The following is a 21,063-nucleotide window of genomic DNA, read 5'->3' on the forward strand; positions in this document are numbered from 1 at the left end:
CCGTTCGCCGAATGCGGCGGTCGCCGGGGAAGGCGGTGTTGTCAGCGGATCGTATCGAAGAACGTCCGCACGTCCTCGACGAACAGATCGGGCTGTTCGAACGCCGCGAAGTGGCCTCCGCGAGGCATCGTGGTCCACCGGGTGATGTTGGGATAGCCGGCTTCGCACCACGAACGAGGTGCCTGCAGGATCTCCTTCGGGAACGCTGCCACCCCGGTCGGCAGCGTGACCGGCGACCCGTCGCCGAAGCTGCCGAAACTCTCCCAGTACAGCCGCGCCGACGAGGCTCCTGACGAGGTGAGCCAGTAGAGCATCACGTTGTCGAGCATCTCGTCGCGTGTCAGTGCGTTCTCGGGGTGGCCGTCGCAATCGGTCCAGGACCAGAACTTCTCGACGATCCACGCCAGCTGCGCCACCGGAGAATCGACGAGGCCGTAGCCCAGTGTCTGTGGCCGAGTGGACTGCTGCTTGGAGTAGCCAGCGTCCCACTTGCGGTAGTAGTCGATGCTCTCCAGCGCTCGCACGGCTTCTTCGGTTGGGTTGTCGAACGCGTCAGCCGGTGGGCGTCCGATCGGCATGTTGGTGTGGATGGCCACACAGTGGCCGATGTTGCGGCCGATCTGGCGGGTGACGGCTGATCCCCAATCGCCGCCCTGGGCGCCGAACCGTGAGTAACCCAAGCGCACCATCAGGGTGTCCCAGGCCCGCGCGATGCGCTCGACGCCCCAACCCGGCTCGGTGGGTTTGCCGGAGAAGCCGTAGCCCGGCAGCGACGGACACACCACGTCGAAACCGGCCTCGGTGAGCGGTTCGATCACTTTCTGGAACTCCACGATGGACCCGGGCCATCCGTGGGTGATGAGCAGTGGGAAGGTGTCGGCCTGGGGTGAGCGCTGGTGGATGAAGTGGATGTCGAGGCCGTCGATCTCGGTGGTGAACTGCGCGAACCTGTTCAGGCGGGTCTCGCGGTCCCGCCAGTTGTAGTCCGTGGCCCAGTATTCGGCCAGTTCACGGGTGTATGCCAGCGGAATGCCCTGACTCCAGTCGTCCACGGGTTCCGGTTCGGGCCAGCGGGTGTTGCGCAGTCGTCCGGAGAGGTCGTCGAGTGCGGAGTCGGGGATGTCGATGCGGAATGGGCGTACGTCGGCCATGTCCGTGATTCTGCCCGCCCACGGCATTCGCCAGGTTGTGTTGAGATACTGCCCGCAACGGTCGGGGAGGGCGTTGGGGAGAGGTATGGCTGAGCAGGCATCCAATGGGTTTGCCGTGTATGAACGGGTTGTCGACGGGGTGGCTGTGGTGGAGGTCAGTGATGTCGTCGACATGCTGACCGCGCCGCTGCTCGGTACCGCTCTCGGTACCGCCCTGGCCGACGCGCCGCGCGGATTGATCATCGATCTAACCGACGTGACCTTTCTGGCATCGGCCGGGATGACCGTGCTGGTACAGGCCAAGCAACAGGCCGGCGACAACATTGCCTTCGCGGTGGTGGCCGACGGTCCAGCGACCAGTAGGCCGCTGCAGGTCGTCGGTCTCGACGACCTACTGGGGTTGTGGTCGACGTTGGATGATGCACTGCGTGCGGTGGGCTGAGCCGGCCACCTGAGGTGAGACGGCCTTGGTCGCGGGTTTCGATCGCTGGCATCCTGGCGGTATGGGCCTGATCATCCGTCTGATCGAGCTGCTGATCATCGTCATCCCGATCGCCGGCGCCGCTTTCGCGGGTTACCGAGCTGTGCAGCGCCGGCGCCCGCAGGTGGCTGAGCAGCCAACCGACCGTCCGGTGACTGAGCCGCAACCGACCGGCAGCGCCGCTACCTGGAAGGCGATCCAGCGCACGGTCGTCGAGCACGACCGCACCGACACCCGCTGGCTGGAGTACGAGCTGGACCCCATCACGCTGCTGGAATATCCGCTGATGACCGATCTGACGGAAGCGGTTACCGAGCGCTTTCACCGCGCGAAGTGGCGCGCCGACCTGCTCCGGCCCCAGGCTGCCGAGTCACTTCTCGACGACCGCGACTCGGCGGCGGAGTATCGCCAGGCGGTTGAGGAGTACGTCAGTGCGTTCAATGTCGCCGAGGCTGAGGCCAGGCGTCGGCGCGATGCTGGTTATAGCGATGCCGAGAAGCAGCGGCTGCACCGGGCGCGGAGCCTGTTGCGGGTGGCCTCCGACGATGCGGCGACAAATCAGGAGCGAGAGCAGGCCTACCGGCAGGCACGCAAGGAGTTGGACGGCCTGGTCGAACTACCTGAGCGCACCCGGGCGCAGATCGAGCGGGGCATCGCCGGCGAGCTCGGCGCCTAACTGGATAGTGCACTAACTATTAGGGTACGATCGACTTATGTCCGTTTCCGCCGCGCAGGCTGACCCCCTGGCTCTCGAGCAACAGGTCTGCTTCGCGCTGGCGGTCACCAACCGGGCAGTCCTGGCTGTCTACCGCCCGCTCCTGGAGCCGCTCGGTCTGACCCACCCGCAGTACCTGGTGATGCTCGCACTCTGGGACCACCGCAAGATCTCGGCGGCACCCCTGTCCGTAAAACAGATCGCCACTACACTGCAGCTGGACTCGGCGACTCTCTCGCCGATGTTGAAACGACTGGAAGCACTCGGTTTGATCACCCGCACTCGCAGCGTCGCCGATGAGCGCTCCACCGACGTCGAACTCACCAAGGCCGGAGCGGCATTGCGCACCCAGGCCGAATCGATACCGCCCGCCGTCATCGCCCGGCTGGGTGTCAGCATGTCCGAAATCGAGCAACTCCACAGCGTCCTGACCCGCGTGAACTCCGCAGCGCTGGCCGCCGGAACCCTCGCCAGTTGAACAGGAGCATCATGGCCGCCGACAAACCGAACCTCTGGCAGTACATCGCCTTCTCGTACGGGAAGCGCCTGCCCCCTTCCATGAACCGTTGGGTCGCCGAGGATCTGGCCGGACAGGGCGCGGTGCGCCGCCACCTGATCCGCTTCGCCATCCCGCCGCTGCTGGTGCTCGGGCCGATCTGGTTGATCGATGCCTCGTTCTATGTGCGCCTGGAGATGACGGCGCCCATCTACATCTGGGCGATCCTGATGGCGCTGGCGCTGAACAAGGTGTGGCGCAGGCACCGGCTGGCTCAGCACGGTCTGGACCCCAATCTCGTCGACGTGATCAAACGCAAGCGCGATGCGCACATCCACGAGGACTACATCCGCCGGTTCGGCCCTCGTCCGGAGGATGCAAAGCGCCAGTCCAACAGCAGTCCGTTCTGAATCGCGTCGACGGGTTCGTGTCGAATGTCGCGCGGCCCGAAAGGACAGATGCCGCAGCCGGATTCGGCACCGCAGAGAACGAGGGAGTGTTCATGTTCACCGTCGCGGAGACGACGATCGCCGTGCACGGATCGACGGAGCGGTTCCCCGTCCGGCGGGTCTACTGCGTGGGACGCAACTATGCCGACCATGCGCGCGAGATGGGCGCGGATCCCGATCGTGAGCCGCCGTTCTACTTCACCAAACCCGCCGACGCGGTTTTCACCGCCACGCAGGGCTACCTGGGCGGGCCTGCGGGTGTGGTGCCGTATCCGCCGCAGACCGCCAACCTGCACCACGAGATCGAACTGGTGGTCGCGATCGGCACCGGCGGTGCAGATATCGCGGCAGAGGCTGCACTGCAACATGTTTGGGGATACGGAGTGGGCGTCGACCTGACCCGTCGGGACCTGCAGGATCTCGCCAAGCAGGCGCGCAGGCCGTGGGATCTTTCCAAGGGGTTCGACGCGTCGGGGCCGGTGTCGCCGCTGGTCCCCGCCGGCGTGGCAGACCCGGGGCAGGGACGGATCTGGGTCTGCGTCGACGGGCAACTGCGCCAGGAAGGTGACCTCAAAGATCAGATCTGGCCGGTCTCCGACGTGATCGCTCACCTCTCCGCGTCGGTCACGCTGGCGCCAGGGGACCTCATCATGACAGGAACCCCGTCGGGTGTCGGACCCATCGAACGCGGCCAACGCGTCGATGGCGGCATCGACGGCATCGGCGAACTTCACTTCACCGTCCGCTGATCGGGGCGGTGACCGCGTTGACGGCGCGTCCTTGCGGTGCGGGCCGCTTCGGCTGGGACAGTCGACGCCATGGTGCGGTTTCTCGCGGTTGTTCTGGTGGGCGCTCTGACTCTGATTTCTCCGGCAGCGCCCGCTCGCGCGGACTTCGCCCAGCGGATCGCCACCGCTGAGGAGTACCTGTCCACTCGACCAGGCACCGTCGGTTACGTGCTGCGGGATCGCTCGACCGGACTGGTTCACCGCAACCAGTCCGCGGGCGCGTTGATCTGGACGGCATCAACCATCAAACTCGCCATGGTGGTGGATCTGCTGACCAGGGCAACGGCTGGTCAGATCACCTTGACCAACGCCGACCGCCAGCTGATGGCCGCGATGATGCACTCCTCGGACAACGATGCTGCCGCCACGCTCTGGAAACGTTTCGGTGGCGTCGATCACGAGGCGTTCAACCGCAACTTCCCGTCCTATGGAATGACGGGGCTGCAACCTCAGCAAGGGTTCAGCGACGTCTACCCGGACTGGGGTTTCCAGAAGTCGAGCACCGACGACCTCGACCGGCTGATGAACTACGCACTGGGGCGGCTACCGGCTGCGCAGACCGAAGCGATTGTGTCGGAGATGCAGGGCGTGGATGCCAACCAACAGTGGGGTGTCTGGGGCGCGGGTACTGCCATGCAACCAGGCAACAAGAACGGCTGGTCCCTAGAGCAGGGCGGTTGGGTAGTCAACAGTGTCGGGTTTGCTGGGCCGGGCCAGCGGTACACCCTGGCCATCATGAACTCCCTCGAAGGTGAGGGCGGGTTCGAGGAGGGCAAGGCAACCACCACCCGGCTGGCCGAGATCCTGCTCGGTCCTGGCTGACGGAGCCGCGTCACCGTGCCCAAGTGGAGTCGTCGCTGAGCGGTAATCCGGTGACGGCGGCCTTGGCACCGGACCTGGTCCTGTCGGACAGGCGGTGACCCGTCCGACGCGCGCATGTTGTCGAGACGATGTGTGCGGAAGCCCTCGAAATCGTTTCCTCCATCGCATCCAGTACTGCGTGTACGTGTTCTCGGTGGCGATGGTGTGTTCGAGGCGGGCTGTGACTGCGGTCCGAGCGGCCGGGCCGTCCACACGTGGAGATCCTTGTGATGCGGGGTGTGCACCAACTCGATCTGATGATAACGTCGTAACTGACGAAATCATCATTACTATCCGAGGAGGTGACCATGACGACTCCCGTCGATGCCCACCACGGCCTGCATTCCGAGAGTGGAGCGCTGCGCGGTGAGCACACCGGACGCGGACGCAATCCCCTGATCAAGGTCGCGGACATCGCGTGGTTGGAGTTCGAGAAGCCCGACCTGATGCGTGCCGAGGCATTTGCCCGGGCATTCGGCTTCCACACCGCACTGCGGACCCCCGAGGAGATCCAGCTGCGTGGAACCCGGGCCGGATCGCCCGCGGTGATCATCCGGCGGGCCGCCCGGACCAGGTTCGCCGGTGTGGCGTTCCGCGCGCAGGACGAGGTCGACGTCCTGCGCCTCGCCGATGCGGTCGGAGCGCCCACACATCGGCTGCCGGACGCGCTCGGCGGAGTCGCGGTGGAGCTCCAAGACCCGAGCGGCTGCCGCGTGCAGGTGGTGGCGGGTATGCATCAGCTGCCGGAACTTCCCGAGCAGCAACCGACTACGTTCAATGCGGGCGACGGCGTGCAGCGTGTCAACGCCACCGTACGTCCGGCGCACGTGCCGGCCCGCGTGCAGCGGCTGGGTCACGTTGTCCTGCAGTCCAATCGCTATCTGGCCACCTTGAATTGGTATCTGGACAACCTGGGGATGATCGTCAGCGACTTCCTCTACTTCCCGGGGCAGCGTGACCGGGGTCCGTCGATGAGCTTCATCCGCTGTGACCTCGGGCCGGTCCCGGCTGATCACCACACGCTGGCTCTGGCGCTGGGGCCTGCGAACCGCTACGTCCACTCCGCGTACCAGGTCAGTGATCTCGACGCACTCGCCGCCGGTGGCGAGTACCTGCGCGCGCGGGGGTACCTGCGGTCGTGGGGTATCGGGCGGCACATCCAGGGCAGTCAGCTGTTCGACTACTGGCGCGACCCCGACGGCTTCCTGGTCGAGCACTTCACCGACGGTGACATGTTCGACAACACTCTCGAACCCGGCTGGGCGCCGTTCACAGCCTCCGGTCTGGCGCAGTGGGGCCCGCCGGTCACCAGCGACTTCCTGGAAACTGGCCCCAAAAATGCACGCACGCAGGTGCTTTCCATGATCAACGGACTGCGTGACGACAACGAGTTCGACGTACACCGCCTCATCGGCCTGATGAAAGTAGCGACTTCATGACCATCTCCGTTCTCAAGACCGCTGACGCCTGGTGGGTCAAGACCGACGCCGATCACGCCGCCGAGATCGCCACGGCAGCAACCACCACCGGCGAACTGCTGGGCGATCGCGCCGCGATCGCGGCCGCCACCGGCACACCCGTGGCGATCAAGGAACTCGATCTCGTCTCACCCATCACCGCGCCCTGCCGGGTGGTGGCGCAGATGACCAATTTCGAATCCCACGTGGTGGATTCGAACATGGATCCGGCTACCGTACCGCTGACCTTCTTCCGGAAATCATCGGCGTCGATCAGCGGACCCACCGACGACATCATCAAGCCCCAGCACGTCAAACTCATGGACTACGAGGTGGAGATAGGTCTGGTGATCGCCACCGACATGCCGGTGGGCACCACGGTGACCGACCTGAACATTGCCGATTACGTGGCCGGCCTGGTGGTCACCAACGATGTCTCCGCCCGCGACGTCCAGCTGCCGCAAACCCAGTTCTACGAGGCCAAGTCCTACCCCACGTTCACCCCGACAGGACCGGAACTGGTGCTGCTGGATGCCAAGGAGCTCAGCAGATTCGGCGATCTGCGGTTGCGTCTTTCCGTCAACGGCGAACAGCGCCAGAACGCACTGGTGGACGGTGACATGCTCTACCGTCCGCTGCAGGCGCTGCAGTCGCTGACCCGGTTCCAGACCCTGGCCGCCGGTGACCTGATCCTCACCGGAACGCCGGTCGGCACTGCACTGAGCGCGCCGCCCAAGATCATCGAGAAGATCGGCGCGCTGCTGCCGACTGCGCTGAAATGGAAGAGCTTTTTCGCCTCCCAGGCCAAGAACCCGAAGTATCTGCACGACGGTGATCTGGTCGAAGCTTCGGTGGCCACCGACGACGGAGCCATCGACCTCGGCGTGCAACGGATGTCGGTCCGGTACGCATGAACCCGATCGTGATCGTGGGCGGCGGGCCAACCGGGATCGCCGCGGCGACACTGCTCGCCCAGCACGGGGTGGCCTCGGTGGTGCTCGAGCGCTGGTCCGACATCTATCCGCAGCCGCGCGCGGTGGCCGCCGATGACGAGGTGTATCGGATCCTGGCCCGCCTCGGCATCGGTGCGGACTTTGCGAAGATCTCACGTCCGGGCCTCGGGCTACGCCTCGTTGATCCGGAACTCAAGGTCTTCTGCGAGTTTGGCCGCAGTGCTGTCGGAGTCCATGGTCACCCCGAATCCAACATGTTCGATCAGCCGGTACTCGAACGGTTGCTCCGCGACAACCTGAGCTCCTATCCCGCGGCACAACTGCGCTCCGACGTCGAGGTCACCGCCATCAATCCGCTTCCTGACGGCACCGTGGAGGTCCGGTTCACCGATCGGCTCACCGGTGGGCGGGAGAGTATCTGTGCCAGCTACGTGCTGGGCTGCGACGGCGCAAACAGCCTGACCCGCAGGGCCATCGGCTCCGCCATGACCGACCTGGGGTTCGAACAGCGCTGGCTGGTGATCGACATCGACACCGACGTGCAGCTGGGGCAATGGGAAGGCGTGCACCAGGTCTGCAGTTCGGTGCGCGCAGGCACCTACATGCGAGTCACCGAGACGCGTTACCGATGGGAATTCCAGCTGCTGGCGCACGAAACCGAGGACGACTACCGGACACTCGTCGAGATCGCCCCGTTGATCAGGCCATGGGCGCCATCCGTAGAGCGCCTGAGGTTGATCCGCACCTGCGAGTACACCTTTCGCGCCCAGGTGGCCGACCGGTGGCGACGAGGCAACATCTTCCTGCTCGGTGACGCGGCCCACCTGACGCCGCCGTTCATCGGTCAGGGAATGGGCTCAGGGCTGCGTGATGCGATGAACCTGGCGTGGAAGGTTGCCGGTGTCTGCCGGGGAGCGCTGCCGGAGTCGGCCCTGGACACTTACCAGACTGAGCGCAAACACCACGCGCGCAGCATGATCCGGCTCGCCGTGGCCATCGGATGGGCCATGACCGCGGGCGGCAGGCGCGGCGACGCACTGCGCAGCCGGGTGCTGCCACGGCTGCAAGCCCTGGCTGCCAGATTCGGGTCGCCGGCCACCCCTGCTCTGCGGCGCTCGGCGTTGACCCGGCGCACCCGCCGGCGAGGAGACCTGACGGGGTCGCTGTGCCCCAATGCCGAACTCGACGGACAGCGACTCGACGAGGTGGTCGGCACGCGCGTTGCCGTGGTGACGAGTCACCCGCTGACCACCCAGCAGCGCACCCTGCTGGTAGGCGACGGAGTGGCCCTGCTGGAGGTGGCAGCAGGCAGTAAGCTCGGCACCTGGTTGCAGCGGGGGCGGGCCAACACGGCGGTGATCCGTCCCGACCGTTCCGTGCTGGCCACCGCTGCCGATCACCGTGGCGCTGACGAATTGTGTTTTCTGGCAAGAACAATCGCAAGAGTGGGAGTTCATGACCATGCGCGCCGCTGAGCTCGAGCTGGAGACGGTGACCGTAGAACAGATCGAGCGTGTGCTGGTGGCGCGGGTGTCAGCCCCGCCCTACAACTTCATGACGGCCCAGATGCAGAAGGATCTCGATGCGTTGACCATCGCGGTGGACGCCGACGACTCTGTTGGCGCAGTGATCCTCACCGGCGGAATCGAACACCGCTACATCACCCATTTCGACATCGAGGACATTCTCACGGCGTCCACCGGCCGTGTGCTGCCGCACGCAGTGGTGTCAGGCCTGCTTGCCGGGGTGGCTGCCTTTCCCGGAGCACGTGACATCATCGAACGCAGCCCCATCGGCGGCCTGCTCACCATCACCCGCTTCAACGACGTGGTGCTGCGCATCATGCGCTCGCCGGCGGTCTACCTCGCGGCCATCGGAGGACCGTGTGGCGGTGGGGGACTGGAACTCTCGGTTTGCCTCGACGTGCGTATCGCCGCCGATGACGACCACACCGGCTTCATGTTGCCCGAACTGTTGATCGGGCTCACCACCACGGTAGGCGGGCAGCGCCTGGCACAACTGATCGGGCCGTCCCGCGCACTCGAGATGCTGCTGCAGGGCAGGCGGTACTCGTCGCAGGAGGCTCTCGGCATGGGACTGCTGAACCGCGTCGTCCCCGCCGAGCGCCTGATGGACGAAACCATGGAGCTTGCGCAGCTGTACTCCCGGCGCAACCGGGCCACCGTCGCCGCGCAGAAACAGATCTTCAACGAGCACCACGCCCTCAGCCCGGCCGACAGTCTGCGCAGGGAGGGCGCCACCAGTGTCATCTCGATCAACGCCGATGCGGCCAACCGCGCGCTGCAGGAGTGGGTGGACCGACAACGTGACGGGGACTCGGTGTTCCTCACCGAGCCCGAGCCGTGGGTCCGCGGTGATGCGGTCAGCCTCAACCGACGCGACTAGCATGTAGGGCTGATCATCCGGCAAGGAAGTACATGACCGAACCAGCAGCAGGTACCCTCAGCCGACTCGAGCGGCGCAAACAGCGCACCCGAGCGGCGCTGCTCAAGGCTGCCCAGTCCTTCATCGCCGCAGGCAAGCTCAACGCACCGGTCCTCGAGATCACCCAAGCCGCCGATGTGGGAATGGGGTCCTTCTACAACCATTTCCAGAGTAAAGAGCAGCTGTTCGAAGCCGCGGTGGCCGAAGTGCTGGACAACCACGGTGCCCTGATGGACGAGCTGACCGCGGGCATCGCCGATCCAGCCGAGACGTTTGCATGCAGTTTCCGGTTGACCGGCAGGCTGTTCCGGCTGCGCCCGCAGGAGACCCGAATCCTGCTGGCCCGCGGATTCGACGTGATGAGCGGGGAGCGGGGGTTGGCGCCGCGCGCGTTACGCGATCTCAAGGCCGCCGCCAAGGCGGGCCGCTTCGACATCGACGACTTCGAGCTGGCACTTGCCGTCGCCGGTGGTGCCTTGATGGGGATGGGCACGCTGATCAGCAACAACCCTGACCGTGATGACGCCGCTACTGCCGACAAGGTGACTGAAGACGTGTTGCGGATGCTGGGCCTGACAGCCAAGGATGCGCGTGCGATCTGCGGTCGGCCACTTCCGGATCTGGCCGGGCTCACCCAGTGACTGGATGGTTGGACGTCCACGCGCACTACGTCACACCGCGATACCGCGCCGAGTGCGAGACCGCGGGCCTCGGCGAACCTGACGGCATGCCTGGCATTCCCGGCTGGAGCGTGGAGCAGGCGCTGGAGGTCATGGCCGCCAGCGGAGTTGCGGCAGCGGTACTGGCCATCTCGTCACCGGGTGTGCATTTCGGTGACGACCGGGCGGCGCGTGATCTGGCCGCCCACGTCAACGATTTCGGCGCGGAGGTGGTGGCCTCCCGGCCCGGGTCCTTCGGGCTGGCCGCGGTGCTGCCGCTGCCCGACATCGACGGCGCGCTGGCCGAATTGGCGCGATCCAGAACAGATCTGGCAGCTGATGCGGTGGCGTGCAAGACCAACTACCACGGGCGGTATCTGACCGACCCTGAGTTCGACTGCGTGCTCGCGGAACTGGACAGCCACTCCGATGTGGTACTGCTGCACCCGACGTCGCCACCGGGTTGGGAGGCGACGGCGCTGGGATATCCGCGACCCATGCTGGAGTTCCTGTTCGATACCACCCGCTGTGTGGCCGATCTGATCCTGTCCGGCACTCTGACGCGGTATCCGGCGATCCGCTGGGTGGTGCCGCATGCAGGTGCGGTGCTGCCGGTGGTGGCGCATCGCCTTGCCGCCATGAGTGTGGTGACGGGAACACCCGTGGACGTGCCTGCTGCGCTGGGAGCGTTGTATTTCGACCTCGCGGGTTTCCCGATGCCGGTGGCCCTGGATGCTCTGCTGAAAGTGGCTTCACCGCGGCAACTGCTGTACGGCAGTGACTTTCCGTTCACGCCCGCACCAGCGGTGACAGCGCTGGCGCAGGCGTTGGCCCAGGAACCCACGTTGGCCGGGGCCGACCTGACCCTGGGCCCAGGTGCCACTGCCGCTGCGCTGTTCCCGCGGCTGCTCAGGGCGTGAGCACCATGCCGTCCTCACCGAGGGTGATCTCACCGCTGTAGTACTCGCTCATACCCTGGGTGAACAACTGCCGGGCGAAAAATCCGTTGGGGTAAGGCGTGAGGTGAGTCAACGCCAGATGCTTCACACCGGCCTCTTCGGCTTGCTTGGCCAAGGCGATGGTATCGGCGTGATAGTCGATGGTGCGTTCGGCGACCATGGCGTCGTACTCGTTGCCCATCTCCCGCATGATCGGGATGGAGCGCCGCACCAGATGTGTCGCATACGCCTCGTGGACAACAAGATCGGCGTCCTGCATGGCGGGCAGGTTCAGCGGGCTCACCATGGTGTCACCGCTGATGAAGACCTTCTTGTCGCCATAGGCGATGACGTATCCCAACGCGGGTTCCACCGGATCGTGCACCACCAGGTGTGCGTCGATGGTCACACCGTCCTGGTCGTAGACGCGGACCGATCTGGCATCATCGGGGAAGTCTATGTCGATGGGCACCGCCTGGCTGCCGGCCATGGCGTCGTGCAGATCCGACATGTTCTCGGCGCGGTAGCCGTTGTCGAGCCTGTAGGCCGAGTTCAGCGACGCCACCACCGCGGTGGTGCCCACGGGCCCGGCTACCGTCAGAGGTTGCGAGCGGCCCCAGATCCAGCCGTAGTTGATCAGCGTGCCGAGGCCGTTGAAATGGTCGGAGTGGTAGTGGGTGATGAAGACCCGTTCGATCTCGTGCACTGGCACACCCGAGTGGGCCAGGGATCGGGTGGCGCCCTCGCCGGCGTCGAACACGAAGATCTTGCCGCCGGCCGAGACCATGGTGCACGCCTGCGCTTTCGCGGCACTGTTCTCCGGAGATCCGGTGCCGCAGAGCATGACCCGCATGTCGCGGTCACCGCTGCCGAACGCGAACTGCTTTGCTTCGGTCAACTGGCTGCGGATAGCGCGATCGATGATCCAGTCGCGGTTGACGTAGGCGGTGAGGCCCGCGATCAGAGTCGCCGCCGCAACGGCGGTCACTGTGATGCCCGCGTATCTCTTCCACTGGCGTGACATGTTCCGTCGCTCCCTCACCCATTTGATGACTATTTCGTCAGTTACGCCGTGATCCTCAGTTACGGATGATCACAACGGTAGCGGTTTCTATGCTGAGCGTCCAGTAAGTGCTCGTGGGGCAACACCCGCCGCGCCGGGAAACGCGTTCAGCCACTGTGTACTCGATTGCGCAACTGCGTCTTTCAGTGTGGTCGTGGCCTCTGGGCTGGTCTGATGCCCTGGGACGGCGGTTAAGGTGATGCCATGGGCCGTCAAGCGGAGATGAGTGCGGAGAGTCGGTCGCGTCTGTTGGCGGCGGCATGGGAGTTGCTGGCCGAAGGCGGTTCGAGAGCCACCACGGTCCAATCGGTCGCCGAACGCGCGGGATCAGCAGAGGTTCGATCGCCTGGCACTTCGGCTCGAAAGAAGGGCTGATCGTCGGCGTCGTCAACAGTGCATTCGACATGCTGTACTCCAGCATCGCGTCGGCATTCGAGGAAGCCGAGCAGGCGGGGTGGCAGCAGATCCTCGGTGCTCAGTCGGTGGTGCTGACCGATGAACGGTTTCAGATCTTCGGAACTCTGGCCCTGGAGGCCGTTGTCGAAAAGGGTCCGGTCGCAGAGGCCTTCGCCGAAGGTCAGCGACGGATCCGTGACCTGTACGCCGACTACATCAGCAAGCATGAACTGGTGGGTGACGAAGTGGATCCGATGGAAGCGGCCACCGCATTGCGTGCCCTGACGCTCGGCCTCAACATCCACCGCCGGTTCGACGGCGGCGTCATCTCCTTGCCGCAGGCGTTCGACGCCCTACGTTCCGTGTGAGCGCCATGCCGCGATTGCCGGAGCCAGCCCTTCGGCCAGGATGGGGAGCTCCGGGATCAGGGCCGCGCACCCGACGAACTGCAGGGTACGGGCGGCGTCCATCATCTGCTGAACGGTTGGATCGGTCACCCGCAAACCCAGTTCCCTTGCAGCTGTGTCATATTCGTCGTTGGCGGCAGGTCCCAGGTGTGCCAGATCCCATTCCACCGGTCCCAGGCACACGTCCTCGAAATCGGAGAACTTGATGCCAGAGACGGTCCGGATGACGTTGTGCGAGGGTCCATCACCATGCAAGGGCTGGACGGTGACGCCGGGGAACGCTCTCGCGAAGGCCTGCTGATCGCCCAGTGTGGTGCTCAGTGCCTCGAATTCGGCACGCGCACGGTCGATGTCGGCCCACGACAACAGCTCGGACTCGGTGAGCGCTGACAGCAGCTGCGGTAACCCGGAGTTGAACGGAGCCAGGAACGGCAGCGATGCGGGATATCGGGCCAGCGCAGCGTAGAGCGGGGCGGTGAGGCCGACATCGACGCCCGCGTACGGTTGATGATCGGCGGAGACGTCGGCCAGCTCCCAGAACGTCATCGCGAAACCGTCCTGAACCGCCGGGTGCATGGGTACCAGCGGCGACGGCCCCACCACGGCGACGTCGTGATCGGCCAACCACGCCACCACGTCGAGTTCGCGTTGCTGGCGGGCGGCCCGGTCTTCGGGGGCCAGCCCAGGTGGGGTGACCACCTGGATCCTGGCCACCACCGGTTCGGGCCGCAGATGCACCACCACCGAGAACACGTCGTGCAGCACGACACCATCGACGACGCCGAGGCCGAGCTGTCGGCCCGCGTGGATGGCGGCCTGAACCGCGCGGTCACGACGGGTCGCCAGTTCATCTCCAGTCATCGTCATAGGCGCTTCACCCTGCCACGGGCGTCACGGCGATGTCACATGATTTTGGGTGCTAGCACTACCGTCGAAGTGAAGGCAGCGCGCTGGCGGAAGAGTCCAGAGCCGGACAGACTCGATTCATGCAGGAGAGCATCCCGACCACAGTCGAGCACCTGTCGCGCCGATTCTCGATCGGGCTTCCGGGTTCCTACGACGTGGTGCGTTCCCGGTTCGAGCGCCTGGTTCCCATCGTCGACTACGCAGCCTTTGCCGCGGCGCACAACTGGCAGGAGGCGGTGATGGCCGCCGACGACAGTGCCCCCTACGGCTTCATGCGCTACTACCGGGCGGATATCGCTGCAGCCCTGGCCGATTCACCGTCACAAGGGCGGGCCACAGAGTACCTCATGGGCAATCACGTGATCGCCGAGCAGATGTTTCGCCATGACCCCGCAGTCATGCTGCACGCGCCGTTACGCGTGGTGATCCACACCGACGACTCCGGCGCCACCCGCCTGGTGGTGGATCAACCCAGCTTGCTGTTCGCCAGCTATGGGCGGGCCGAGATCAGCGCGGTGGGAAAACATCTCGACGATCTGCTGGCCCGACTCATCACACTGCTGGGCGGGCGCGTGCCCCCGGCGCTGGCCGCCTCCAGCGCGCTGTCGGCCCGGTTGTGAGAATCTCGAGCACGGCGAACTCAGAGCGCTTGCTGTGCCACCGACAGCCGGTGTCGCCAGCGGGCGACGGCCGCGGGATCAGCAGCCCACCTGCTCAGCAACTCCATCTCCGGAGCGGCTGGCATGGGCGCCACCGGTAGGTACCCATCCACCGCGACCAGCTCGCGGGACGCGGTGGTGATGTCGGCGGTGACCCACGCCGGGCGACTGACTGCGCAGGCGTACCGCAGCTCCGGTAACGCCCCCGCCAATGCGACGGCACCCGCCAGCCCGACGCTGCTCTCGCGGCCTGCCCGCACCACACACGGCACCCGAACGGTCTCGGCGATGCGCAACGCCCGCCGCACTCCGCCCAACGACGAACTGCTCAGCACCGCGATATCCGCGCCACCGAGCCCGGCACGGTCCACAACGACGGCGATCGGCACGTCGACCCGGCGGCGCACCCCCTCGAGGATCGCGCGGGGCACCTCCACGTACTCGACCGCATCGGTGATGGCGCGGATCGTGGTGACCGCGGTGTCGACGTCCCAGTCGTCAGGCCCGACGACGCGAACCCTGCCCTGCGGTCCGAGGGCGTCGCGCACCGCCTCGATCCGGGCCGGTGTGTCACCGCCGGCCGTCACCTCCGCGGTCAGACACCCGGACGAACGCACCAGCGCACAAGCGCGGTCGACGTCGACGGCGGGCACTTGCACCGCCACCGGAACCCGTCCACGCACAGCGTCCGGCCAGCCGACGGTGCCCGGCTCCACCGCAGCCGTCAACGCACGCACGTCCCCCGGCGCGCTGAACTCACCCCAGCCCTGCGGGCCCTCGATGAGCATGGACTCCCGAGGGTCGGGTTCGCCGAAGCCCGGACTCACCGGCAGTGCCACCACGACGGCGTTGTCGAAGTCGATCAGTGTCTTCACGCATGGCACGATCTCATTCGATGCTTCCCCCCGACAATCATGTGCACTCACAATTCTCCTGGGACACCGGAGCGCAGGCGTCTATGAAGGACACCTGCCGGCGCGCCGTCCAGGTAGGACTGCCGGCCGTCGCCTTCACCGAACACATCGACTTCACCGAGTGGGGAGTCGACGACCAACCACCTGGTGACGGGGTAGAAATCGTTGAACGTCAACGTGTCTCACCCGTCGACGTCCAGGGTTATCTGGCCAGCGTGCAGGAATGCCGCGACCTGTTCCCCGGGCTGCGGGTCCTCACCGGTATCGAGGCCGGCGAACCGCACCACTTCGCCGGCGGCGTGGCAGCGGTGCTGAAGGAGGCATCGTTCGATCGGGTGCTGGGCTCGCTGCATTCCATCGTCCACGACGGCGGACTGATTTATGCCGACCGTGTTTTCCGCCACCGTCCGGCAGGTGAGGTGATGCGTGACTACTTCACCGAGATGCTGAACCTGGTGGCCGGATCCGACGTTTTTCAGGTGCTGGCGCACTGCGACTACCCACGGCGCTACTGGCCCGCCCAGGCAGGGGAGTACCGCGAGGCTGACTACGAGGAGGAGTACCGCAGCGTCTTTCGCGCACTGGCGGACTCCGGACGGGCGCTGGAGCTCAACACCGCCAGCCCGCTGGCCTCGGCCGAACTGATGCGGTGGTGGCACCAGGAGGGCGGAGACGCGGTGTCCTTCGGCAGCGACGCGCACACCCCGCTGCGGGTCGGGGACAAATTCGGCCTCGCCGTCGACATCGTGACGGCCGCCGGATTCAAGCCCGGCCGTGACGAGTACGACTTCTGGCGCAGGTAGCCGACCCGGACCGTCGGTACGCTGGCGGAAATGTCAGATGCCCCGGCGCGAACCTCCGTGCGCCCCCGCCGGTCGTGGCGGCGCCTGCTGATCGTCTTCTCCGTCATGGCCATCCTGCTGGGGGTGCCGTGGTGGACGCTGCTGTCACCTGCCGCGGACTGGCCGGTCACCGTCACCGTCATCGGCTCGGTGGTGCTCCTTGCCGCGTTCCTGGGGCTTCCGCTGATGATGATGATCGGCCACGGCCGCAGGCACCTGGACTGGGCCGCCATCACCGGTGACGTGGTGCTGGGGTCGGCGTGGGTGCTGTTCGTCTGGTCGGTGTTCGGCCAGATCCTAGGTGTGGCGATGTTCGTCGCGGGCGTACCCGACCCGCTGCGGGCGCGGCTGGTCTCGGTCGTGGTGCTGGTGACGGTGGTCGTTCTGCTGGCCTGGGGACATTACGAGGCCATGCGGGTGCCGCGGGTGCGTGACGTCGATGTGCCGCTGGAGCGACTGGGGCCAGGACTCGACGGGCTGCGGGTGGTGATGATCACCGACACCCACTACGGCCCGATCGACCGGGCGGCGTGGTCATCGGCGGTGATCGACCGGGTGAACGAGCTCGAAGCCGACGTCGTGTGCCACGTCGGCGACGTTGCCGACGGCACCGTGGACGTTCGTCTGGCGCAGGCGGCCCCGCTGGAGCGGGTCCAGGCGAAACTGGCCAGGGTCTATGTCACCGGCAACCACGAATACTTCAGCGAGGCCCAGGGCTGGCTGGACTACTTCCAGCGCATCGGCTGGGATGCGTTGCACAACAAGCACATCACCGTGCAACGCGGCGGGGACACCCTGGTGATCGCCGGCGTCGACGACCGCACCGCGCGGGCCTCCGGGGTCGACGGCCACGGCGCCGATCTGGGCGCGGCGCTGTCCGGTGCCGACCCGACGCTGCCGGTGCTGCTGCTGGCGCACCAACCCAAGCAGATCCCCGCAGCCGTCGACGCGGGCGTCGACCTGCAGATCTCCGGGCACACCCACGGCGGGCAGATCTGGCCGTTCAACTTTCTGGTCCGAATCGATCAGCCTGTGGTGCAGGGGCTCAGTCGCCACGGCGCCCGCACACAGCTCTACACCAGCCGCGGCACCGGGTTCTGGGGCCCGCCGTTCCGGGTGTTCGCGCCAAGTGAGATCACCGTGCTCACCCTGCGGCGTTCGGCCGCATAGGTGGGCACACGCCCTGGGGGTCGGCTGTCAGCTCGTAATGCCACAGCTCGTTGGCGAACACCTGGCACAGTCCAAAGCGTGGCGCATTGCGTGCCATCCACGCTTGTGCCTCCGGTGGTCCCACATCGACAGCGTGGCCCGTCACATGCGACGAGTTCTCCGGGGTGGCGACGAATTGCCGTGCGGCATCAACACTTCCGTAGGTGCGCACGCCGTCGTCGAACAACCGCTGCTGGAAACCGCGCGAGCGCCACCCGGAATTGATGCGCATGGTGACGCCCGCGTCCGCAGCCACCCGGGTGGCCTCTTGCACCGCCGCCAACAGGGCCGGATCGAGCCGCGCGATGATCGGGTTGGTGACGTCGAACGCCGTCAGCTCGAGACCATCGGGCAGGTAGCCACCGAACGAGTCCACAGCTCCGTCGCCGACCAGTGGATCGGCGTGCGCTGGCGCCGCAGTGATCACACACGCCACGGCGCACGCTGCCACCCAGAAGTCGACCCGCATGAGTGAACTCTACGATCTACGACATGCAGCAATCGGCCGCCGTGAGGAGAACCGGACTGATCCTTGCTGCGCTGGCGTTCCTGCTGGCAGCCGCGGCGCTGGCGGTGTCGCTGTACGCCTGGTGGTCGTCGACCAGGTCCGTCGAGTACACCGCCGAGCAGCAGTCTGCAGCCAGAGACAGCGCCTGTGCGGCGTACACGACGGTACGCACGGGCGTGCAGACCAACACCAACCTGGCGGTCGCCGGGGACGATGTCGGTGGTGCGCTCGCTGTCGCCGCCAACTCCCGAGTGGCGCTGATGAGTGGTGGACAGTATGTGCTGGACCGGGTGGACCCCGCGACCCCTGCCGAGTTGGCCGAGCCGCTGCGCCGGTTCGGCAACACCCTGCTGGACGTCGGTGCCGCCGCCACTGCGGGCGCGCTGAACACCGACCCGGCTCAGGCCGAGCTCTTGCGTGAGGTGGACGAGCTCAACGGTCAGTTGACTGCGCTGTGTGGCTAGGGACGGACTGCCCGGTCATTTGCCGGCACCACCGGATCACAGACCGTCCAACAGCCCGAAGATGTAGCCGCGCACGGCGTCCGCTCTGACACCGACCGCTATGGAGCAGTTGGGTGTCTGGATCCGATCGAGCACCGCGACACCTCTGCCCGCCTGGTCGTCGGTGATGATCTGCACCGAAATGTCTCGCCAGTCCAGCAAATCCGGTCTGGCTGTTGCTGCCACTGCCAGCGCATCATGCAGCGAACACGAATCGCCGACGAGCGGATCCTCCGGGTACTCTCTGGCCAATCGGTCGATCCAGGCCACCGCGTGTTCACCGATGTGCGGTGCGAAGTCGCCGTCGCTGCCGGCCAATCGCAATGCGTCCGCACGTGAGAGCTGTATCTGAGTCGTGACGTCGAGGCCGACGAGGCGAACCGCAGCGCCGCTCCGGAGAACTGCCTGAGCCGCCTCGGGGTCGAGCCAGAAGTTGAACTCGCCGGGCAGCGAACCCCAGCTGAGATTCCGGAAGTAGGTGCCGCCCATCACCACGATCTCCTTCACCGCGGTGGCGAATCCGGGCTCGAGATTGATGGCGACCGCGATGTTGGTCAGTGGGCCCAGGGCGATCACCGTGATCTCGCCGGGTGCTTCCATCACGAGGCGGGCGAGTTGGGCGGCGGCGTACCCCTGCGCTACCCCCTCCACGTTCGGTGCGGAGGGCGCCACCGGTCGTCGGCCTCGGGGGTCGCACAGAGGCGACGTGGCGCCGGTGAATACCGGGACACCGGAAACATCCCAGCGTCCAAAGAGATCCAGTACCAGCTGTGCTGCGCTCTTGGCATCCACATTGCCACTGACCGTCGTCACCGCTTGCAGATCGAACCCGGGTTCGGCGACCACCATGGCCAAGGCCAGGCCGTCATCGATCTCAGATCCCAGTGCACCCAACGACAGATCGGTGTCGACGATGACCCGACGCTTAGCCATCAATCCATTCCGATGGAATGATCCGCGAAGCGGTCGGTGAATAGTTGTTTGCCCGACACGTCCTGGGGCACGTCGGCGCCCCCACTTCGCAAGACCGGCGCAAGCTCGGCGACAAAAGAGTCGACACGTTCGAAGTCGTACGTCCCGACCGAGCCGTCGGCCTCGGGGCCGATCAGTCCTGCGTCGGCGAGATATCGTGCGCTGTATTCGGCTTCACCGTCGCTGTACGGAGACATAGACGGGTCCTGGGCTACGACGTCGACGATCTTGGCATTGGCCGGCGCCGGGTCAGCCAGGTAATCCACGGAAGCCTGCTGGACCATGGGAACAAGTTTCTCCAGGCATGGCGCCATCTCCTCCAGTCGGTCCCGGCGCACCGACAGATTGGATGCGTAGATGTTGTAGCCGGCATCCTTGAGCAGCTGGAAGCTGACCTTGCGCCCCCATGCGGGGGTGTCGAATTCGTAGGTGTAAGGCTCGGAGTTGGCAAACCCCTGCTGGATGATCTGGGTGTCGCCGACAAAGCGTGACGGGTTTCCGTCATAGCTGGTGTCGATCTGATCGCTGCGGACGAAGCCCTTGTCCACCAGCCATGCCGAGAAAACCGTGCCACTGGCCACCACAACAGGTGCGTCCAGGCCGTTGATCTCGGGGATCTGCAGGTCCTCGCCGTAGGACGCGGGGTCCCACATCAGCATCTGCGGTGTGTACTTCAGCAGTGGAGTGACGCCGACGACGGGTTGGGCGGCTGCTGCGGCAATCAGTTCATCACCATGTACCAACCCCAGATCGATGTTGTCGTCGACGTACATCTGCGAGCTGACGGACTGGAAGCCGATCGCTGGGCCACCGGCCTTCAACGTCAGGTCGACACCGGTGTCCGCGCCGTCGAACACCAGCGCCCCGGTGACGGACTTAGCCTCGGTATCCACCTGGTAATCCTCACCGAGGAGTTCGAAGAGTGCCCCCATATCGGACTGGGGCTGCCACTGCAGTTGGATCGCCACGTCGTCGCCGCATGCCGATGCCAGCTCGTGATCGCCGGTAGCCGTAGGTATCCCGGCGGCTGAGTCGGAGGGGCTCTCCGCAGAACCGCCGCAGGCGGCCAGCGGGGTGAGCAGTGCAGCCGATGCCAACACGGTGGCGATTCGGCGGGCAGGACGGACCTTCATCGGATGAGAACTCCTGGTCTTTGCAGGGCAGTCGGTGCTAGCACTATGAACCGCCGTGAAGACCGAGCGCAACAACTCAGATTTCATGTAACACGATCTTCATGGCACACAGATTGCATAAATATCTGCCCTGAAGACAGACTGAGAACACGTCAGAC

The 21,063-nt window shown here is 65.8% G+C and carries 25 protein-coding genes; 18 read left to right on the forward strand and 7 right to left on the reverse strand.

Translation table 11 applies throughout. The features are described from left to right. Window positions 1–41: 41 nt before the first annotated feature. On the reverse strand, window positions 42–1,151 hold the full coding sequence (locus BVC93_RS13615) for an epoxide hydrolase family protein (protein ID WP_083741033.1): 1,110 nt from the start codon (window positions 1,149–1,151) through the stop codon (window positions 42–44). An 85-nt stretch (window positions 1,152–1,236) separates the two neighbouring features. Between BVC93_RS13615 and BVC93_RS13620 the strand changes: the two genes are divergently transcribed. The 12 genes from BVC93_RS13620 to BVC93_RS13675 all read left to right on the forward strand — a co-directional run bounded on the left by BVC93_RS13620 (window position 1,237) and on the right by BVC93_RS13675 (window position 11,375). Then, window positions 1,237–1,593, forward strand: coding sequence for an STAS domain-containing protein (locus BVC93_RS13620; protein WP_083737896.1), 357 nt, complete (start codon window positions 1,237–1,239; stop codon window positions 1,591–1,593). Window positions 1,594–1,654: 61 nt separating this feature from the next. Further along, window positions 1,655–2,308: a hypothetical protein gene (locus BVC93_RS13625; RefSeq protein WP_083737898.1), complete on the forward strand. Its 654-nt coding sequence runs from the start codon at window positions 1,655–1,657 to the stop codon at window positions 2,306–2,308. A 37-nt stretch (window positions 2,309–2,345) separates the two neighbouring features. Further along, entirely contained in the window at window positions 2,346–2,825 is a 480-nt protein-coding gene (locus tag BVC93_RS13630; RefSeq protein ID WP_083737900.1) for a MarR family winged helix-turn-helix transcriptional regulator, read from the forward strand. An 11-nt stretch (window positions 2,826–2,836) separates the two neighbouring features. After that, window positions 2,837–3,253, forward strand: a complete 417-nt coding sequence (locus BVC93_RS13635; RefSeq protein ID WP_083737902.1) for a DUF5313 domain-containing protein — start codon at window positions 2,837–2,839, stop codon at window positions 3,251–3,253. A 92-nt stretch (window positions 3,254–3,345) separates the two neighbouring features. Next, window positions 3,346–4,041, forward strand: a complete 696-nt coding sequence (locus BVC93_RS13640; protein WP_083741034.1) for a fumarylacetoacetate hydrolase family protein — start codon at window positions 3,346–3,348, stop codon at window positions 4,039–4,041. Window positions 4,042–4,110: 69 nt separating this feature from the next. Beyond that, window positions 4,111–4,902, forward strand: coding sequence for a serine hydrolase (locus BVC93_RS13645; RefSeq protein ID WP_083737903.1), 792 nt, complete (start codon window positions 4,111–4,113; stop codon window positions 4,900–4,902). Window positions 4,903–5,249: 347 nt separating this feature from the next. Next, window positions 5,250–6,380 carry a VOC family protein gene (locus BVC93_RS13650; protein ID WP_083741035.1) on the forward strand — a complete coding sequence of 377 codons (1,131 nt, stop codon included), beginning with the start codon at window positions 5,250–5,252 and terminating at the stop codon, window positions 6,378–6,380. Beyond that, window positions 6,377–7,312, forward strand: a complete 936-nt coding sequence (locus tag BVC93_RS13655) for a fumarylacetoacetate hydrolase family protein (protein WP_083737905.1) — start codon at window positions 6,377–6,379, stop codon at window positions 7,310–7,312. Before BVC93_RS13650 ends, BVC93_RS13655 begins: the two co-directional genes overlap by 4 nt. Further along, window positions 7,309–8,826 carry a bifunctional 3-(3-hydroxy-phenyl)propionate/3-hydroxycinnamic acid hydroxylase MhpA gene (gene mhpA, locus BVC93_RS13660; RefSeq protein WP_083737907.1) on the forward strand — a complete coding sequence of 506 codons (1,518 nt, stop codon included), beginning with the start codon at window positions 7,309–7,311 and terminating at the stop codon, window positions 8,824–8,826. Before BVC93_RS13655 ends, mhpA begins: the two co-directional genes overlap by 4 nt. Continuing rightward, entirely contained in the window at window positions 8,807–9,757 is a 951-nt protein-coding gene (locus BVC93_RS13665) for an enoyl-CoA hydratase/isomerase family protein (RefSeq protein WP_083737908.1), read from the forward strand. The genes mhpA and BVC93_RS13665 overlap by 20 nt, the downstream gene beginning before the upstream one ends. 32 nt (window positions 9,758–9,789) lie before the next feature. Continuing rightward, window positions 9,790–10,437, forward strand: a complete 648-nt coding sequence (locus BVC93_RS13670; protein ID WP_083737910.1) for a TetR/AcrR family transcriptional regulator — start codon at window positions 9,790–9,792, stop codon at window positions 10,435–10,437. After that, window positions 10,434–11,375, forward strand: a complete 942-nt coding sequence (locus tag BVC93_RS13675) for an amidohydrolase family protein (RefSeq protein WP_083737911.1) — start codon at window positions 10,434–10,436, stop codon at window positions 11,373–11,375. The genes BVC93_RS13670 and BVC93_RS13675 overlap by 4 nt, the downstream gene beginning before the upstream one ends. Here BVC93_RS13675 and BVC93_RS13680 read toward each other — a convergent pair. Next, window positions 11,365–12,417, reverse strand: a complete 1,053-nt coding sequence (locus tag BVC93_RS13680; protein WP_083737913.1) for an MBL fold metallo-hydrolase — start codon at window positions 12,415–12,417, stop codon at window positions 11,365–11,367. The genes BVC93_RS13675 and BVC93_RS13680 overlap by 11 nt on opposite strands. A 261-nt stretch (window positions 12,418–12,678) precedes the next feature. Between BVC93_RS13680 and BVC93_RS34755 the strand changes: the two genes are divergently transcribed. Both BVC93_RS34755 and BVC93_RS13690 read left to right on the forward strand, forming a co-directional pair. Further along, window positions 12,679–12,831 (forward strand): TetR family transcriptional regulator, encoded by a 153-nt coding sequence (locus BVC93_RS34755; protein ID WP_442929085.1) that lies wholly within the window; start codon window positions 12,679–12,681, stop codon window positions 12,829–12,831. A gap of 29 nt (window positions 12,832–12,860) precedes the next feature. Further along, window positions 12,861–13,220 carry a hypothetical protein gene (locus tag BVC93_RS13690; protein ID WP_083737917.1) on the forward strand — a complete coding sequence of 120 codons (360 nt, stop codon included), beginning with the start codon at window positions 12,861–12,863 and terminating at the stop codon, window positions 13,218–13,220. Here the strand turns inward: BVC93_RS13690 and BVC93_RS13695 are convergent. Then, window positions 13,206–14,120, reverse strand: coding sequence for a phosphotransferase (locus tag BVC93_RS13695; protein ID WP_083741036.1), 915 nt, complete (start codon window positions 14,118–14,120; stop codon window positions 13,206–13,208). The two genes, BVC93_RS13690 and BVC93_RS13695, sit on opposite strands and share 15 nt — an antisense overlap. A gap of 125 nt (window positions 14,121–14,245) precedes the next feature. Between BVC93_RS13695 and BVC93_RS13700 the strand changes: the two genes are divergently transcribed. Further along, complete coding sequence (locus BVC93_RS13700) at window positions 14,246–14,785, forward strand: DUF302 domain-containing protein (RefSeq protein WP_192860314.1); 540 nt, start codon at window positions 14,246–14,248, stop codon at window positions 14,783–14,785. Window positions 14,786–14,805: 20 nt separating this feature from the next. Here the strand turns inward: BVC93_RS13700 and BVC93_RS13705 are convergent, their stop codons facing one another. Continuing rightward, window positions 14,806–15,699 (reverse strand): enolase C-terminal domain-like protein, encoded by an 894-nt coding sequence (locus BVC93_RS13705; RefSeq protein WP_157516911.1) that lies wholly within the window; start codon window positions 15,697–15,699, stop codon window positions 14,806–14,808. Window positions 15,700–15,719: 20 nt separating this feature from the next. On the opposite strand from BVC93_RS13705, the gene BVC93_RS13710 reads away from it, so the two are divergent. Continuing rightward, window positions 15,720–16,541, forward strand: a complete 822-nt coding sequence (locus tag BVC93_RS13710) for a PHP domain-containing protein (RefSeq protein WP_083737919.1) — start codon at window positions 15,720–15,722, stop codon at window positions 16,539–16,541. A gap of 30 nt (window positions 16,542–16,571) precedes the next feature. Continuing rightward, window positions 16,572–17,750 (forward strand): metallophosphoesterase, encoded by a 1,179-nt coding sequence (locus BVC93_RS13715; protein ID WP_083737921.1) that lies wholly within the window; start codon window positions 16,572–16,574, stop codon window positions 17,748–17,750. Here BVC93_RS13715 and BVC93_RS13720 read toward each other — a convergent pair. Then, complete coding sequence (locus BVC93_RS13720; protein WP_083737923.1) at window positions 17,725–18,258, reverse strand: M15 family metallopeptidase; 534 nt, start codon at window positions 18,256–18,258, stop codon at window positions 17,725–17,727. The two genes, BVC93_RS13715 and BVC93_RS13720, sit on opposite strands and share 26 nt — an antisense overlap. A 23-nt stretch (window positions 18,259–18,281) precedes the next feature. Between BVC93_RS13720 and BVC93_RS13725 the strand changes: the two genes are divergently transcribed. Next, window positions 18,282–18,761 (forward strand): hypothetical protein, encoded by a 480-nt coding sequence (locus BVC93_RS13725; protein ID WP_192860315.1) that lies wholly within the window; start codon window positions 18,282–18,284, stop codon window positions 18,759–18,761. A gap of 36 nt (window positions 18,762–18,797) precedes the next feature. On the opposite strand, the gene BVC93_RS13730 is transcribed toward BVC93_RS13725, so the two are convergent. Both BVC93_RS13730 and BVC93_RS13735 read right to left on the reverse strand, forming a co-directional pair. After that, on the reverse strand, window positions 18,798–19,733 hold the full coding sequence (locus BVC93_RS13730; protein ID WP_083737925.1) for a nucleoside hydrolase: 936 nt from the start codon (window positions 19,731–19,733) through the stop codon (window positions 18,798–18,800). Beyond that, on the reverse strand, window positions 19,733–20,905 hold the full coding sequence (locus tag BVC93_RS13735; protein WP_236950355.1) for a nitrate ABC transporter substrate-binding protein: 1,173 nt from the start codon (window positions 20,903–20,905) through the stop codon (window positions 19,733–19,735). Before BVC93_RS13735 ends, BVC93_RS13730 begins: the two co-directional genes overlap by 1 nt. Window positions 20,906–21,063: the final 158 nt, after the last annotated feature.

The organism is Mycobacterium sp. MS1601 (genome assembly GCF_001984215.1).
Taxonomy (GTDB): domain Bacteria; phylum Actinomycetota; class Actinomycetes; order Mycobacteriales; family Mycobacteriaceae; genus Mycobacterium.

Coding starts and splice junctions, on each gene's coding strand:
- BVC93_RS13650 (WP_083741035.1), top strand. CDS start 5,250: ATGACGACTCCCGTCGATGCCCACCACGGCCTGCATTCCGAGAGTGGA.
- BVC93_RS13715 (WP_083737921.1), top strand. CDS start 16,572: ATGTCAGATGCCCCGGCGCGAACCTCCGTGCGCCCCCGCCGGTCGTGG.
- BVC93_RS13630 (WP_083737900.1), top strand. CDS start 2,346: ATGTCCGTTTCCGCCGCGCAGGCTGACCCCCTGGCTCTCGAGCAACAG.
- mhpA (WP_083737907.1), top strand. CDS start 7,309: ATGAACCCGATCGTGATCGTGGGCGGCGGGCCAACCGGGATCGCCGCG.
- BVC93_RS13720 (WP_083737923.1), bottom strand. CDS start 18,258: ATGCGGGTCGACTTCTGGGTGGCAGCGTGCGCCGTGGCGTGTGTGATC.
- BVC93_RS13625 (WP_083737898.1), top strand. CDS start 1,655: ATGGGCCTGATCATCCGTCTGATCGAGCTGCTGATCATCGTCATCCCG.
- BVC93_RS13725 (WP_192860315.1), top strand. CDS start 18,282: ATGCAGCAATCGGCCGCCGTGAGGAGAACCGGACTGATCCTTGCTGCG.
- BVC93_RS13690 (WP_083737917.1), top strand. CDS start 12,861: ATGCTGTACTCCAGCATCGCGTCGGCATTCGAGGAAGCCGAGCAGGCG.
- BVC93_RS13645 (WP_083737903.1), top strand. CDS start 4,111: ATGGTGCGGTTTCTCGCGGTTGTTCTGGTGGGCGCTCTGACTCTGATT.
- BVC93_RS13700 (WP_192860314.1), top strand. CDS start 14,246: ATGCAGGAGAGCATCCCGACCACAGTCGAGCACCTGTCGCGCCGATTC.
- BVC93_RS13670 (WP_083737910.1), top strand. CDS start 9,790: ATGACCGAACCAGCAGCAGGTACCCTCAGCCGACTCGAGCGGCGCAAA.
- BVC93_RS13620 (WP_083737896.1), top strand. CDS start 1,237: ATGGCTGAGCAGGCATCCAATGGGTTTGCCGTGTATGAACGGGTTGTC.
- BVC93_RS13730 (WP_083737925.1), bottom strand. CDS start 19,733: ATGGCTAAGCGTCGGGTCATCGTCGACACCGATCTGTCGTTGGGTGCA.
- BVC93_RS34755 (WP_442929085.1), top strand. CDS start 12,679: ATGAGTGCGGAGAGTCGGTCGCGTCTGTTGGCGGCGGCATGGGAGTTG.
- BVC93_RS13655 (WP_083737905.1), top strand. CDS start 6,377: ATGACCATCTCCGTTCTCAAGACCGCTGACGCCTGGTGGGTCAAGACC.
- BVC93_RS13665 (WP_083737908.1), top strand. CDS start 8,807: ATGACCATGCGCGCCGCTGAGCTCGAGCTGGAGACGGTGACCGTAGAA.
- BVC93_RS13640 (WP_083741034.1), top strand. CDS start 3,346: ATGTTCACCGTCGCGGAGACGACGATCGCCGTGCACGGATCGACGGAG.
- BVC93_RS13635 (WP_083737902.1), top strand. CDS start 2,837: ATGGCCGCCGACAAACCGAACCTCTGGCAGTACATCGCCTTCTCGTAC.
- BVC93_RS13735 (WP_236950355.1), bottom strand. CDS start 20,905: ATGAAGGTCCGTCCTGCCCGCCGAATCGCCACCGTGTTGGCATCGGCT.
- BVC93_RS13680 (WP_083737913.1), bottom strand. CDS start 12,417: ATGTCACGCCAGTGGAAGAGATACGCGGGCATCACAGTGACCGCCGTT.
- BVC93_RS13710 (WP_083737919.1), top strand. CDS start 15,720: ATGCTTCCCCCCGACAATCATGTGCACTCACAATTCTCCTGGGACACC.
- BVC93_RS13615 (WP_083741033.1), bottom strand. CDS start 1,151: ATGGCCGACGTACGCCCATTCCGCATCGACATCCCCGACTCCGCACTC.
- BVC93_RS13695 (WP_083741036.1), bottom strand. CDS start 14,120: ATGACTGGAGATGAACTGGCGACCCGTCGTGACCGCGCGGTTCAGGCC.